We start from the raw sequence: 15,296 nt of genomic DNA on the forward strand, positions 1-15,296 counted from the left end.
ATTATTTATTCTCCTCTTCGTCTGTTTTTTTTCTTCCTAATATTTTATCAAAGAGGCTTCTTTTTTCCTTTTCTTCATTTTCCAGTTCCTTGATCATTTCTTCCTGTTCATCATCCATATTCTGCAAGGAATCTACAACCAGTCCGGCAGGTCTTGACGGTCTGAGGTGCGGTTGAAGAACAACAGTATAGAATCCGTAATTGGCCACAGTGGTATCTCTGGCCAGTTGACCAGTCTTGACCATGATATTTCCATAGGTATTAAAATACCGCGACATCTGTGGTTTCAGATGTCCTGTATAATCAAAGGCGTACAGTCCTTTTTTGGGACGGGGAACAATGCTTGATAAAAATAAGCTTTCTCCCAGCGTGATTTCAGAAGGCTTTTTACCAAAATAATAATTTGCTGCCTCTGTGATACCGTACACATTATTTCCCCATTCGATTACATTCAGATAGACCTCATACAATCGTTCTTTGCTCACCTGATGGGAAGATTCCATCAGCCAGACGAGTACAATCTCTTCCAGCTTACGAACCAGTGTCTTATTTCTGTTCAGAAAAACATTTTTCACTAACTGCATGGAGATGGTACTTGCTCCACGTTTAAATTTTCTTTCTTTTATGTTGGTAACAATAGAAAGCTTGAAAGCCTCTTCCTGAAATCCGTTATGTTTAAAAAAGAAAGGATCCTCGGTATTCAGTAATGTGGTACGCATATACCTGGAAATACTTTCATACGGAGCAAATTTGGGGTTTTGAGGACCAACCAGAATTTCGCGCATAACTTTTTCATCTTCATACGCCGTATATACAAACGGAGAGTTGAGTTTACTGATATCCGCTTTTCCCCATTTTACAATCTTGAGTTCCTTATCATCCATACGGGAAGAAAAGTTAAGCTGATCCGGTTTTTTGAGATTGACCTCAAAGTCCAGATCATACTGAATCTGTCCTGAAACCTGTATGCCCTCTACAGATTCAAAAAGTCCGTTTGGAATAGCATCAAAAAATTTCTGTGCTTCAAATTTACCGGTATGTACAGCTAACGCAACGATCTGCTGAGGTTTATGAATATACTTTGCCTTCGGGCTGAATTCAAAATCTCTGACCCTGACTTTGCTCCCTTCTTGAAGCTCTATAGATTGCGCACCAATATTTACTCCTCCCTCTAAAGTGGCTTCCGGCAGATTAATATCCTGATCAGACAATCTCCAATGATGCAACTTCAGGTTTTTAAAATGCCAGTCCCCGCCAAGGGTTAACATCTCTTTCCCCTTTCGGTCTACTTTATTTAAATCAAATTCGATTTCATCAAAGCTTAATCGCACTCCGAATTTACTCTTCAGAAAAGGAAACTCTGTATCTTTCTGTTCAGATGACAGTTTGAGATTCAGTTCCTGCCGGTCAGGATTTACATATCCTGCCACATTCCATTGTGCATCATTATCATTCAGAAACAGGGCAGCATCTATATCACCTCCGCTAATCTCGGCACGGGGTATCCGTAAGCGCTGATAAGTACTGTCATCTCTGAAAGACACTTCAAAATCCTGAACATCCATATTTCTGGGAATTTTGAAGAAAACCTGTTTCAGAATTCCATCGGCTAAAGCTGCCAGATTTTTTTCGGCTTTGGGCGTATCAACAGAATCTTTATTTTTCTTTCTAAACAGGAAATCATAATTGCTTATGCTATCCTTTTTGATCAGTGTAAAATTGGCCTTATTCATTTCGATCTGTCCGATTTTTACATCTCCGAACAACAAAGGCCATATACGCACCGACACTGCGAAATCATCTATATGTGCAAGCTGATCTTTTCCTTTAGGTGTAACGTATACATTTTTGAAAACAACTGTTGCTAATCCCTTAAATCCGTAATATTGAATTTTCAGATCAACCCCATATTTTTTATCCATTTTCTCTTTGGCAGAAGCTATTGCTCTTTGCAAAATAGCATCCCGCTTACTCAACCCATAGGAAACGCCGACAATCATCAACAATATAATGCCGGACAGTATCCCGATGATCCACCGCTTCTGTGTAGGAGTAATTTTATTAAAAAACTTTTTGAGCATAATAAATGAACGAAAAAAAGCCTGTTTTCTTATCTGTTATACAATACAAGTATAGGCAAATTACAGCATTCTTGGAGCAGGAAAATAAACTAGTTTCTTTGATTTGGAATGTATTTCAGAGCTCCGAGATATTGCTCCGTTCGACCTTTATCTATATTATCACAGCTCAAAAGAATGGGATAAGATCAAAATTGCACTTTAAAAACATCCAAATGACAGGATTATGTTTTGCAATAGTTAGTTTTGTAGTTTGATACCATAGATATGATCACAAAAGAACAGATATTAAATGCCCTGAGTCATGTAGAAGAACCGGATCTAAAAAAGGATCTCGTAACACTTAATATGATTCAGCATATCGAAATATTTCCGGATAAGATAAAATTTGATGTTGTATTAACTACGCCGGCCTGCCCGCTTAAAGGGCATATCGAGCATGCCTGCCGAAATGCGATAGCCTTGTTTATAGACAAAAATCTAACTGTAGATATCAATATGACCTCCAATGTGACGAGCCGGGAGGGCAATCAGCTTTCGGGTATCAAAAATATTATTCTCGTTGCATCCGGAAAAGGTGGAGTGGGTAAATCTACAGTCGCTGCAAATCTCGCACTTGCACTTGCTGAAAAAGGTGCAAAAACGGGGCTTTTGGATGCAGACATCTATGGTCCTTCGGTTCCGATTATGTTTGGACTGGAAGGAGCCAAACCTCAATCTGTCCAAACGGCGGATGGTAAAACAAAAATTTTACCGATTGAGAAATTTGATCTTAAGTTATTATCCATCGGTTTTTTCACAGATCCAAATCAACCTATTCCCTGGAGAGGTCCTATGGCCACATCAGCGATCAAACAATTATTCAATGACGCAGACTGGGGAGAACTGGATTACCTCGTGGTAGATATGCCTCCCGGAACAGGCGATATTCATATTACTGTTGCTCAGACTTATCCTATATCCGGAGCTGTCATCGTAACGACTCCTCAGCAGGTAGCCTTAGCTGATACCATAAAAGGGATAGGGATGTTTATGATGGAAGGGATTAATATTCCTATATTGGGAATAGTAGAAAACATGGCTTACTTTACGCCTGCTGAATTACCGAATAACAAATACTATATCTTCGGAAAAGATGGAGGGAAGAGATTAGCGCAGGAAAATAATGTTCCTTTTCTTGGAGAAATTCCTTTGGTAAAGGGAATTTCGGATGCCGGTGATAATGGATTTCCTATATTACTGGATAAAGATGACCCAGTAAGTACGGCCTTCCTGGATATTGCAGGACGTACTGCACAGCAGTTATCGATTGAACTGGCCAGACATTAAGCGCGCTTAATGCGTAACGATATTTACCTATCTTATTATCACCAGACACATGTGCTTTTATTAATATGGCTGGTTTGGTGATAATAAAATATTTTGTTAACTTTAGTATACATCCGACTCTCCTGTTTTAGTTGCTGAAAATTCTATGGAAAGAATCAATATCATATATGATGTATATCAAAGAGCTATTGGCAAGTATACTGTCTCTATCAGGTCATTCTATTCTACGGAAACGAAGTTAGGTATTGGCTTATTTGTAAATGAGGTAGACACTCCTCTTTTCTACTATAAAACAGACAAAAGCAACAGCATTCCTTATCTGGGCTTCAACCACAGCCAGATAAAGGTATTTATGGATTCCGATAATTATGAGAATAAAAATGTGGAATCCCGTTTTATTAACTTCACCTCTCTGATCAAAATGTTTGAATTCTATGCATACGCACACTTTGACGCCAAGCCTCAGGAATTTATTACTGAAAATCAGGTCTACATAGCTTACATTACCGCTTTCGAAAAGAAAATGAGTCTATTAAAATAGATCCCTGATTCTATCTTCAGAATATTATTCAAATGAGGAGGTTACAGCCGGAGTAGCAGACTGTTTCTCGTTTGATGCAGTCCCTCCCAAAACAGACTGATTTTGTCCACTCTTATCCCCACTGGTTGCAACATCATTTCGCTGGCTGAATATTTCAGGAATATTCAACTGACTTACGCCCTTGATTGTCATTAACCGGGAAACATAGAATTTTTGAGTTGTAGTTTTTGTTTCCACCTTATTATTTACCTTATCAACTACCGCAAATGTGAGGTAACTCTCCATATTCATTGGTGTAGCATCTACTGAGAAGGAATCAAAACGTGCTGGCATCAGATTGCCGTCTATAGTGGTAATATTGACTTTTTGAGACAAGGGTTTGTGATAGAGTGATCCAAACTGACGCTTTAAAGACAGGAAGTTATTTTCAATATAGGAATGGGGAGGAACAAACAGCATACTTTTAGGTAATGTGGCACTTCCATTGACATTACCGCTTAATGAAGAATAACCGACGCTGTTGCCATTACCAAGATCATAGCCGCTTGTCCAGGAACCAGCGTTAACGCGTGCATTGAGTTTAACTTCATTTCCTGAATAGCTAATCGCCTGACCGTTTACCACTAAGGCAGAACTGCCAAGGTCCACAGCGATAGGTACACCCAATTTATTAGTAATACGGGTATGTACACTGGTATTACTGCCATTAAATCCATATTCTATTTTAATAGTGTCATTCTCAAACACAAATTTTCCTGATTTCGCATCCTTAGAAAGAGATTGACTGTCAATGGTTGTTAAATAGGTCGTAGAACAACTGTTTAATATAAACAAAGTGCACAGTGCAACTGAAAAATACTTTAATGCCTTCATATCCAAACTTTACTTAATTTCAAAGTAAGTTAAACAAAAAATATAATACTTATTACAAGACGACTCATATTTTCATGTTAAGCTTTTGTAAACTATTTTTTAGTTAACATTGGGTCAAATATTCTTTATACATTATCAGCTTTTAAAATTTATTTACAAAAAAAGGCTGTCCGTTCGGACAGCCTTTGAGTAATTTGGAAAAATCGTGACTATTTATCTACGTATACTCTTACATACTGAGGAACAATTGTTTGTCCATTGTCCAAAGTGATTAAGAAATAAAAGTTACGCGCCAAAAGAGCAACAGCAGAAGTCGTTCCTGCCTGAGCAGCTGTAGGCAATGTTAACTTCGTAAAAGTAGCATATTCTGCAAGTGTAGTCGTGAAAGTGACCTTAGTACCATTCCCTGCAATCGGAGTAGATCTATACAATCCTGTAGTAGCCTGAATAGCTGAATAAGCTGTTCCAACGGCCACTTTAGTGATTTCTTTTATTGTTCTACCGCTTGATGCCGGAATTTCCAATTCAACAACAACATTTCCTCCCCCACTCAGCGAAGTAGAAACTGTAGGAGCTGTGAAAAGTGCATACTGATTTGCTACTGTAACCGGAATTTCAGGAAGATTATTCTCTAGTGTAATATTATCTTTTTTACATGAAGATAACCCGAAAGTTACGATCGTGATCAAAAGTACATATATACTTATATTAAATTTTTTCATGTCTAATTATTTTTATGGATTAAATTTAATTTATTTGCCCCACCATACTTTCGTATTCGTTCTGATGATACCCGGTACATTCGGATTAGCATTGGATTCAGTACTTGTATACACGTATCTTAACGGAATCTGTCCATTATTATCACCTGTAGCATTAAGTGCTGGCTGAAGTACAGGATATCCCGTTCTTCTCCAGTCGTTATATGCTTCTATACCGTTTCCAACCCAGGACATATACTTTTGCGTAATGATCTGTTTTAACTTATCTTCATTGCTACCTGATAAAGTAACTACAGATGGATTAGTTGTAAAGTAATTGTTAATCTCCGCTGTAGTCATACCTACTTTAGTCATGGAAGCTTTAATACCATCCTCATATAGTTTCTGAACATCTCCTGGAGTGCCCAAAACCAATGCAGACTCTGCAAGAATAAATTTCATTTGAAAATTTGTCAACAATCTTACTGGAGCCTCTCCTGTTGCTCCAACAACATACGTATTGTACATAGAACGAGTTGCCAAAGTTGGTGCAGTCACAGTAGCTCCATTATTATATCCGACGAATCTTGTCCCTAATGGTTTTGTGTAGTATTTGCTAAGACGTACTGTATCATTTAAACTTTTAGACATATCATAAATCCTTGTACTCATCATTTGATTGTTCTTAAAACTACCAGAGATGTCGTATACATACATTGGATTTTGATTGCTGACCGTTGTTGAAAACGGAACCATCAAATCAACAGCATTATCATCGATAAATCCATTGTTACTGTTCAATACATAATTGATCTGATCTTTAGCTAAAGTTGGATTTACTCTTGAAATAGTGTTTGCCAATTTCAAAATCAAACTGTTACCAGCTTTTTTCCACTTTGCTAAGTCTCCTTTATAGATGATATCATCTGCAGCAGGTTTTAATACAGAAGGTCTATCCAGATCAGCTATACCTTCTTTTACTAAATCAAATAGGGATTGGATTCCAAGGGCTGCATTTCCCTGGTAGATATCTTCCTGTTTGTCAAATCTTGGCTGCGGATATAGCAACCCAAATCCTCCCTGAGAATATGGAACATCGCCCCATAAATCTGTCAGAAGTGAAAATGCATATGCCATTTGAATTTTCGCGATACCTGAGTATGCAGGATCTTTCTCCGTAGATTGTTCAGCAATTACTCGAAGGTTATTGATGGTTCCTGTGAATAACTCTGAATTCCACTGATTATTAAACTGGTCATTGATATTGTATGAATCATATGTCAGAGCAGAGTTTGCAAGTCCTGCATTATATTGCATCAATACAGCAGCACATCTTCCCAATTCATTCGCATTTGCCCAACCAATACCAATACTTGTAGTTGGTAGTAATACCTTCGAAGGTACTTCTAAAGCTGCATTCGGATTATCATTTACATCAACAAAATCATTACATGATGAAAATAACAGAGAACCAGCTAACGTATATAATAATATCTTTTTCATATAAGTCTCTTAATTAAAATGTTACTCTTAAACTACCACCGAAATTCCTGGTATTTGGAGCACTTTGTAACTCCATACCTCTGATGTTACCCGCACCTTGGGTACTCAATTCAGGATCGATCAAGCTGTTAGGAGCATAGTAATACAGGTTACGTCCATAAAGAACAATACGTACATTTTTAATTACGTTTGTTCCAAAAGTTTTGCCATCGATGTCATAACCGATAGATACCTCACGCAATCTGAATGTTGTTGCATCAAATACGTTGAATTCAGAACCGCCAATTCCTCCGAAACCAGCATTCCAATATGTTTGCGCTGGAATCTGAATGTTATTCGGAGAGTAGCTTCCATCAGGATTCTGAATAACTCCCGGAAGAACATGTGGTTTATCACGATCTTCACCTGTTACTTCTAAAGATCCGTTAGATCTTAGAGCCGCTGTAGTCCAGGAGATCATATCACCACCTTTTTTGAAATCCACAAGAGCTGACAAGAAGAACTTTTTGTATCTGAAGTTATTTGTCAAACCAGCAGACCATTCTCTGTTAGGATCTGCAATCACTTGATTCGCAACTAAATTTGTAAAATAAAGTCCTGTTGCAGGATCTACAAGCAAATCGCCATCAGGAGATCTTTGATATTTACTTCCCATAATTACACCAAATGGATATCCTTTAGCAACAGATGGAATCTGTCCACCAAAAGCATTTCCTGCAATAGCAAAAGATTCAATACCATCAGCCAGAGATTCAACTTTATTTCTATTCTTAGAGAAGTTAGCGGATACATCCCATTGGAAAGAAGTATTCTTTACAGGTGTTCCGTTAAGCAATAACTCAATACCTTTATTAGACACTTCCGCTACGTTTGCCAAACGGCTGGAATAACCTGTTGAGGTAGGCAATCCGACACTAATAATTTGGTTTTTACTTCCTTGTTTGTAAACCGTTACATCCAAACTCAAACGGTTTTTCAAGAACGATACATTCAAACCTGCTTCCAAAGATTCTGTAAACTCAGGTTTCAGTTTATCGTTACCAATAGTTGTACTGGTTCCAAATCCTAAGATTGGTCCGTATGGGAAGTTGAATTGAGCTGTATTATTTCCAAAAGTCGCAGAATTAAATGTTCTTGGATCCAATACATACTCATTTGCATCCCTACCAACCCGTGCATATGCAGCTCTTACTTTACCAAATGAGAAGAAACTATCTTCAAGATCCATCAGATCAGAGAATACAAAACTGGATGATACGGACGGGTAGAAATAAGTATTATTATCTTTTGGAAGTGTAGAACTTTTATCCGCACGTCCTGTAACGTCTAAGAACAGGTAGTTTTTGTACGCAAATGATAACTGACCATATACACCTAATACACGTCTTTTTCTGGTTAGCTCACCGGATGAAGCAAAATTCTGTCCGTTTGCAACGTTAGTATAATCAGGAATAGTTAATCCTGTTGCATTTACGTATAAGTTTTGATAATCTCTTTGGTTAATACTTTGACCTACTAAAGCTGTCAGGTTCAATCCCTCAGTAAAAATATTTTGTTTTTTAGCTGTCAAGATCAAATCACCATTGAATTCTGTACGGTAGAAGCTATCTTCCAGAATACTACCCGCACTACTAGGTGCCTGAGTTGAACCAATAGTTATATATTTCTTTCTTCTATCGTTATAGCTATCTAATCCTACACGGTAAGTAGCATTCAACCAGTTAGTGATGTCGTAAGAGATATCAACATTACCCATAAAACGTTGCAACTTACTTTTGTATGTATTTTCATAAGATGCAAAGAACGGGTTATCACGACCTGCAATAAACCAGTTATTAGATCCATCAGGATTTGTGTAGTTTTCTTTGTAGTATTCAAGATCTGTAGAACGGGTCACGCCATAGATCGCAAACATACTACTGTTCGCGCCATTACCTTGAGTAGTCGCACCAATTTGTGTTGTATTAAAATAATTAATACTTCCACTGATGTTTAATTGATCTGTAATTTGTGAACCTGCACTAAATCTGGCATTTACCTTGTCAAAATTGGAGTTAGGAAGAATACCTTTGTTTGTAGACTTACCTAACGAGAATCCAAGATTACTTTTAGCATCACCACTTAAAATAGATAAGTTGTTATCTGTTGTATGTCCTTGCTCAAAGAATGCGTCAAAGTTGTTAGGATAATTTACATAAGGTACAGTCTGACCTTCCTTATATGTAACACCGTTAACTACAACTTCTGTTCCTGGCGCTACGATCAATCCATTCGCAAGTGTTGGAATAGTTCCAAAAGGTAAACCTAATGAGTTTCCAGAGATTGCATTGAAAACCCCACTTGCTCCTTGACCATACTTATTTTGTAATTTTGGAAATCCATAGGCATTCTGAACACCGTAAGCGGTATTAAAGCTGATATCAGTTTTTCCTTTGGTTCCAGAACCTTTTTTAGTCGTAATGATAATAGCACCCGCCGAAGCTCTTGTTCCATACAATGCAGCTGCTGCTGGTCCCTGAAGGATATTCAAGGATGCAATATTATTCGGATCTAAATCCAGGGCTCTGTTTGCTGGTTGGTTTCCGTAAAGTGTATTTGTAGATTGATCCAAATCATTACTGATAGGAATTCCATCAACAACGAATAAAGGTTGGTTGTTTCCGGTAAGAGATGAAATACCTCTTAATACGATGTTTGTAGAAGCACCGGCAGCACCACTGGCGCCAGTAATTTCAACACCTGCGACCTTACCTTGTAACGCATTCAGGATATTATTATCCCCTTTATCCAATAATTGATCACCTTTAACGTTTTGAGTAGCGTAACCAAGTGCTCTTTTGGATTTTTCCTGTCCCATTGCTGTTACAACAACCTCGTCTAATACTGCTGCATCAGAACTAAGAACAACATTGATCACAGATTGGTTTCCAACACTGATACGTTGGCTGGTAAAACCAACATAAGAGAAGGAAAGTGTTGCATTAGCCGGAACGCTAATGGAATAATTTCCGGAACCGTCCGATTGTACAGCGCGGGAAGCACCTACCACAGATACCGAAGCCCCACTAATAGGGGATCCATCCTCTGAAGAGGTGATCTTTCCACTCACTTGACGATTCTGTGCATACGTAACCCCAAGCATTAGGGTACACACCAGAATAAAACTGAGTAATTTTTGTTTCATATGTTTATGTTTATTAATAAAAATGTCCCCTGAGAGACGTTAGTTAAGCAACGAATTTTCAGCTGTATCTAAAACTTATTTGGAAATAGGATAGATGGTCAGAAAATCACACAAAAGTGTTAACAAATGTTAAAACGCAAAAATATAGTTAAAATCGAAAAAAACAAACGATTGCATAAAAAACTATATTTCGAGGTACCAACTCGATCTATAAACGCCTGATAATTAGGTTATAAAAATTTAAAAAACAATTTACATTTAAGCAATAATAGTTGTTACAAACACTATAATTGTAACAAAGAGATTCTGTAATTAAATTTTTGTCTTTGATATATTTATATACAATTATATTCTTAGGAGAGTTGCAATGAAGGTCTTTCTAAATCAAAGGCCATAACTAATAAAGTTAGTTATGGCCTTTCTTGAAATATCGGTATTATATTGTTTTCTTATTTTCCCCACCATACAGGAACATCCATTGGAATAAGCTTGGCGTTAGGGTTATATAATGTAGTAGTTTTAGGGAAAGGGTATCTTTTAGGGATATAAGACAATTCTGCCCCTACTGCTTCAGGACGTGGAGTCAAAACAGGAATTCCGGTTCTGCGGTAATCATTATATGGCTCAATAGACTGATTATACATTGCAACCCATTTCTCAGTCATGATATCTGAAAGAGACGCTGTTGTATAAATCGCAATATTGTCTCCCGATTCTACACCTTTAGTTACATACGCAACTGATGCTTTAATTGCATCATTTAATACAGGTGCAACATTTGCACCTTGTCTTTGTTTGACTTCTGCTTCAATAAACTTAGCTTCATAATAAGTCACAATTGGATAATTTTCACCTACTCCAAAAAATGGTCCTAAGCCAGAAATAGTTGAAGCAATTGTTTCTTTCGTAATATCTCCACCAATAAAGACTCCATCTTTATTTTTAGACAAGAAATAAGCTAGTCTTGGATCATTTTTGGCACTCAACCTGTCTACAAACAAATTACTTGCTCCTAAATGACCGGCACGTCCGTTATTAAATGCGCCCCATTGATTTTGAGTTCCTCCGGTCGCAGTATGAACTGCTTCAAGGTTTTCAGCATTTGAAGAAATCCCTTTTGATAGATACTCCAAAACTTTTGCTTCAGTTCCTGCAACTTTAGAAGATGTTCGATGTAAATATCTTGCACGTAAAGTATAAGAAGCCTTAGTCCACTTTGCAACGTCACCTTTAAAAAGTACATCGTCATCCCCCGGAACAAATAGATTATCAGCTTCTGATTTGGCAAAATCAGCAATAGCATCACCTAATAATGCGTCAATTGACTTATATACCTCTTCCTGTGTATCTAGCTTTGGCGTTCTTATTCCTTCATCTATTCTAAATGCTTCAGAATAGGGAACATCGCCCCAAAGATCCGTTGCTATTCCCATATTAATCGCCATTATTACTTTACCTATACCAGCATAATATGGACTTGTTGTACCCGCACTTTTAATTAGAATTTTTGCATTATTCATTGTTCCTGTGTAGAGTCCTTCCCAACTATTATCAAAGTCTCCTTCTGTAATACGATAATTCTGCATATCTGTATATTGGGCAGTTATACCTACGGAATGTTGAACAAGTATACTACTGATTCTTGCCAATTCACCTTCTACATTTGCCATGGTATTAACTTCTGCCGCAGTCAAAAGTGTTGGCAGAGTTGCCTCAGCAGGGTCATTTGGACTTAAATACAGATCATCCCCCGTTTTACACCCAGCTAAAACAGCCAGACATAATATATATATAAATTTAAATTGAGCTTTCATTTTTTAATTTTTTAAAATCCAAATCGAAGATTAAGTGAGTAAGATTTAGTTCCTGGATTATTAAAGAAATCATAACCAGCAAAGTTTTGATTAGAACCTGTTAAACTAGTTTCCGGGTCTACTCCTTTGTAGTCTGTTATCAAAATAAGATTTCTTAAATTAACACCAACTTGAATATATTGAATTTTCTTTGAGAAGTTCTTAAAGCGATAACTTAAGTCAACCGATCTTAAACGTGCCCATGAACCATCCTGAATTGCAATTTCTGAATTACTATTACCTAAATAGCTTCTAAAATATTGTAATGCTGATATTTCAGTCTCATTTCGTTGACCTTCATTACTTCCGGATCCATATACACCCTCTATCACATATGTTCTCTCTCTATCGGCTGTTTCCTCTGCTTTTCCTCTGTTTAAAAGGTTGGCGTATGTTCCTCCCCATATTTTACCTCCTTTACGGAAATCCCAAAGGAATGATAATGAAAAGTCTTTATAAGTAAATTCATTGTTCCAGTTTAATAACCAATCCGGTATTGGGCTACCTACATTTCCAAGTTGGTCTTCATATATCGGCAAACCATTTGCAGGGTTAATCATTATTTCTCCACTTGCACTACGCTTAAACTTCTGTGCATAAAGAACTCCAAAAGGCTGTCCTACAATAGCATACGATTGAGGAGCTGAAAAAGCAGAACCAATTGATAATTGAGTAACTCCTTCAGCCAATTCTGTTACTTCATTTTCATTTTTAGACCAATTTACTGTCGTATTCCAATTAAATTTCTCGGATTTAATCACATGACCAGTTAAACTAATTTCATAACCAGTGTTTTTCATTGCCCCAATATTATTATAATAATAAGCAAACCCTGTAGTAGGATCGATTGGTTGAGTAATTAACAAGTCAGAAGAGTGCTGTTGATAATATGTAAAGTCCAATCCTAATCTATTCTGAAAAAACTTCATTTCTAAACCCGCCTCGTATCCCTTGTTACGCTCTGGCTTAAACTCGCCTGCAACTGCAACGTTCGTCATAGCAAAGCCAGTCTGACCTAAGTAAGGAAATGAAAATCCATTCGTCATACCATCCGCGATTGTAGGTACTGTAAAATATGCTCTATCAGAATATACGCTAAGTGAGATCCCCACATTAGAATAAGCCAGTCTGATTTTACCATAATTAAGAATACTATTATTTTCCAAAAGATGAGAAAAGATGTAAGATAAATCGGCCTTAGGATAGAAAAATCCTTTTCCATCTTTTCCAAAAGTAGAAGACCACTCATTTCTTCCGGTTAACGTTAAAAACAGAATACTTTTATAATCAAATGTTGCATCTAAAAATATTGCTTTGCTGTTTCTGTAATCTTCATAATTACTCACATATAAATCCTTTGCTGATTTAAAGTTATAGAACCCAGGCATACTTAAATCTCTTCCTCTGCCAAAATTAGTTCTGTACTGACTGTAATTAAAATTCCCCCCCAATAAACCATTTACAGAAAAATCTCCACCTAATTTTGAATTAAATTTTAATAAAAGATCCGTGTAAAGATTTCTATAATTTACATTTGTTCGTTTAATTTCTCCTAAACGAGTTCCATTATCATCCCCAACAGACCCTATTGCATAAATTTGTGTCCCTTCTGTTGAATAGCTATCAAGACCGGTTTTCCATGATACAGAAAAAATATCACTGAGTTTAATATCAGTATATACATTACCATTAATTCTATTATTCTCTTCTGTATAAGGGTTATTTTCCGTTGACCAATAAGGATTATCATAATTGACGAAATACTGCTTTTGAGAACCATCAGGATTCTTGTAATCCGCAAGGTTAAAATCAACTGGAGATCGTAAAAGAGGTAACATTACACCTGCCAAGTTACTACCATTTTGAGCAGCTTTAGTATTTGCATTTGTATAATTTAACGTTCCTCCCACTGATATTGCGTCATTTAACTTAGTATCCGAACTAAGACGAGCAGTATATCTGTTGAAAGATGAATTAGGTATAATTCCTTTATTATTATGTGACCCAACTGAAAATCTAAATGTTGTTTTTTCACCTCCGGAAGTAATGGCTAAATTATTATTAAAAATACTTCCTTTTCTAAAAAAATCTTCAACATTATTGTACGTTTGCTTTCCTTCAAGATTTGGTCCCCAGCTATCTGGAACAGGTGTATATTGACCCGCTTCTCCCTGACCATATTTATTTTGAATCCCAGGTAATTTATTTACTTGAGACATTTCAAATCCGGAAGAATAAGTAATTCCGAGCCCTGAACCTAATTTTCCTTTTTTAGTTGTGTAAATGATCGCTCCATTACCTGCTGCCTGACCATAAAGGGCTGCTGCTGCAGGACCTTTCAAAACAGTAACAGATTCAATATCATCAGGATTTATATCCAAAGCTCTATTGGCAACCTGCACACCCGCAAGGTTTTGATTATAAGGATCATCACCAGCTTTTGTATTATTCAATCCATTATCAATTGGCACACCATCAATGACTATCAAAGGTTGGTTATCCCCCGAAAAAGAAGCAGGACCTCTTAATAAAATTTTAGAAGAAGCACCGGGAGTTCCGCTGGAAGAGGTAATCTGCACACCTGTAGCCTTAGCAGCCAAACCCTGGATAATATTCGCCTCGCCAGACTTAACCAAGTCGTCTCCATTTACTTTGGAGACGGAATATCCAAGACCTCGTGCACTTTTTGAGACCCCTAATGCCGTTACAACAACTTCTTCTAAAGAAGTTTCATCACTTGTTAGTTGCACATTGATAGTGGAGCGATTGCCTACTGCTACTGTCTGCCGCTGATACCCTACATAAGAGAATACTAATGTAGCATTTCCGGTTACATCAATGGAATAATTACCTGAACCATCTGTTTGGGTAGCAGTAGATGTTCCCTGTACAGCAACTGACACTCCTTGTACAGGAGTACCATCTGAAGCAGAAGTAACTTTACCACTCACCTGACGATTCTGTGCATAAACAACTCCTACCAGAAGTGTACACACAAGAAAAACTTTGAGTAATTTTTGTTTCATATGTTTATGTTTATTAATAAATATCTCCGATGAGATGTTAGCTAATTCGAAAATATTTGTTTTCTAAAACAGAATGGATCATATTTAGAAAACTGATTAGTAATACATTTTAAAAACATTTGTTAAAAAATGTTAAAACAAAAATAATCTTTAAACTTAAAAAAGCAAATGATTGTATAAAAAACTAATTAAAATCATTCTATTTATAA

The 15,296-nt window shown here is 36.9% G+C and carries 9 protein-coding genes; 2 read left to right on the forward strand and 7 right to left on the reverse strand.

What is annotated here, in order from left to right:
* Position 1 precedes the first annotated feature (1 nt).
* Entirely contained in the window at positions 2–2,080 is a 2,079-nt protein-coding gene (locus tag I6J02_RS05635; RefSeq protein WP_201680818.1) for a transglycosylase domain-containing protein, read from the reverse strand.
* A 264-nt stretch (positions 2,081–2,344) separates the two neighbouring features.
* On the opposite strand from I6J02_RS05635, the gene I6J02_RS05640 reads away from it, so the two are divergent.
* Entirely contained in the window at positions 2,345–3,406 is a 1,062-nt protein-coding gene (locus I6J02_RS05640; RefSeq protein ID WP_201680819.1) for an Mrp/NBP35 family ATP-binding protein, read from the forward strand.
* A 145-nt stretch (positions 3,407–3,551) separates the two neighbouring features.
* Positions 3,552–3,947, forward strand: coding sequence for a hypothetical protein (locus I6J02_RS05645; RefSeq protein WP_201680820.1), 396 nt, complete (start codon positions 3,552–3,554; stop codon positions 3,945–3,947).
* Between the two features lie 24 nt (positions 3,948–3,971).
* On the opposite strand, the gene I6J02_RS05650 is transcribed toward I6J02_RS05645, so the two are convergent.
* The 6 genes from I6J02_RS05650 to I6J02_RS05675 all read right to left on the reverse strand — a co-directional run bounded on the left by I6J02_RS05650 (position 3,972) and on the right by I6J02_RS05675 (position 15,087).
* Positions 3,972–4,820 carry a hypothetical protein gene (locus tag I6J02_RS05650; protein ID WP_201680821.1) on the reverse strand — a complete coding sequence of 283 codons (849 nt, stop codon included), beginning with the start codon at positions 4,818–4,820 and terminating at the stop codon, positions 3,972–3,974.
* 209 nt (positions 4,821–5,029) lie between these two features.
* Positions 5,030–5,542 carry a hypothetical protein gene (locus tag I6J02_RS05655; RefSeq protein WP_201680822.1) on the reverse strand — a complete coding sequence of 171 codons (513 nt, stop codon included), beginning with the start codon at positions 5,540–5,542 and terminating at the stop codon, positions 5,030–5,032.
* 30 nt (positions 5,543–5,572) lie between these two features.
* Positions 5,573–7,024: a SusD/RagB family nutrient-binding outer membrane lipoprotein gene (locus I6J02_RS05660; protein ID WP_201680823.1), complete on the reverse strand. Its 1,452-nt coding sequence runs from the start codon at positions 7,022–7,024 to the stop codon at positions 5,573–5,575.
* A 13-nt stretch (positions 7,025–7,037) separates the two neighbouring features.
* A complete protein-coding gene (locus I6J02_RS05665; RefSeq protein ID WP_201680824.1) occupies positions 7,038–10,208 on the reverse strand; it encodes a SusC/RagA family TonB-linked outer membrane protein in 3,171 nt (1,056 codons plus the stop codon).
* A gap of 449 nt (positions 10,209–10,657) precedes the next feature.
* Positions 10,658–12,022, reverse strand: a complete 1,365-nt coding sequence (locus tag I6J02_RS05670; protein WP_201680825.1) for a SusD/RagB family nutrient-binding outer membrane lipoprotein — start codon at positions 12,020–12,022, stop codon at positions 10,658–10,660.
* Between the two features lie 11 nt (positions 12,023–12,033).
* Positions 12,034–15,087 (reverse strand): SusC/RagA family TonB-linked outer membrane protein, encoded by a 3,054-nt coding sequence (locus tag I6J02_RS05675; RefSeq protein WP_201680826.1) that lies wholly within the window; start codon positions 15,085–15,087, stop codon positions 12,034–12,036.
* Between the last annotated feature and the right edge of the window lie 209 nt (positions 15,088–15,296).

The organism is Sphingobacterium spiritivorum (assembly GCF_016725325.1).
In the GTDB taxonomy this organism is placed as follows: Bacteria; Bacteroidota; Bacteroidia; order Sphingobacteriales; family Sphingobacteriaceae; genus Sphingobacterium.

What these genes read in the sequence shown, in the direction of transcription:
- I6J02_RS05635 (WP_201680818.1), bottom strand. Translation starts at nt 2,080, where the DNA reads ATGCTCAAAAAGTTTTTTAATAAAATTACTCCTACACAGAAGCGGTGG.
- I6J02_RS05640 (WP_201680819.1), top strand. Translation starts at nt 2,345, where the DNA reads ATGATCACAAAAGAACAGATATTAAATGCCCTGAGTCATGTAGAAGAA.
- I6J02_RS05645 (WP_201680820.1), top strand. Translation starts at nt 3,552, where the DNA reads ATGGAAAGAATCAATATCATATATGATGTATATCAAAGAGCTATTGGC.
- I6J02_RS05650 (WP_201680821.1), bottom strand. Translation starts at nt 4,820, where the DNA reads ATGAAGGCATTAAAGTATTTTTCAGTTGCACTGTGCACTTTGTTTATA.
- I6J02_RS05655 (WP_201680822.1), bottom strand. Translation starts at nt 5,542, where the DNA reads ATGAAAAAATTTAATATAAGTATATATGTACTTTTGATCACGATCGTA.
- I6J02_RS05660 (WP_201680823.1), bottom strand. Translation starts at nt 7,024, where the DNA reads ATGAAAAAGATATTATTATATACGTTAGCTGGTTCTCTGTTATTTTCA.
- I6J02_RS05665 (WP_201680824.1), bottom strand. Translation starts at nt 10,208, where the DNA reads ATGAAACAAAAATTACTCAGTTTTATTCTGGTGTGTACCCTAATGCTT.
- I6J02_RS05670 (WP_201680825.1), bottom strand. Translation starts at nt 12,022, where the DNA reads ATGAAAGCTCAATTTAAATTTATATATATATTATGTCTGGCTGTTTTA.
- I6J02_RS05675 (WP_201680826.1), bottom strand. Translation starts at nt 15,087, where the DNA reads ATGAAACAAAAATTACTCAAAGTTTTTCTTGTGTGTACACTTCTGGTA.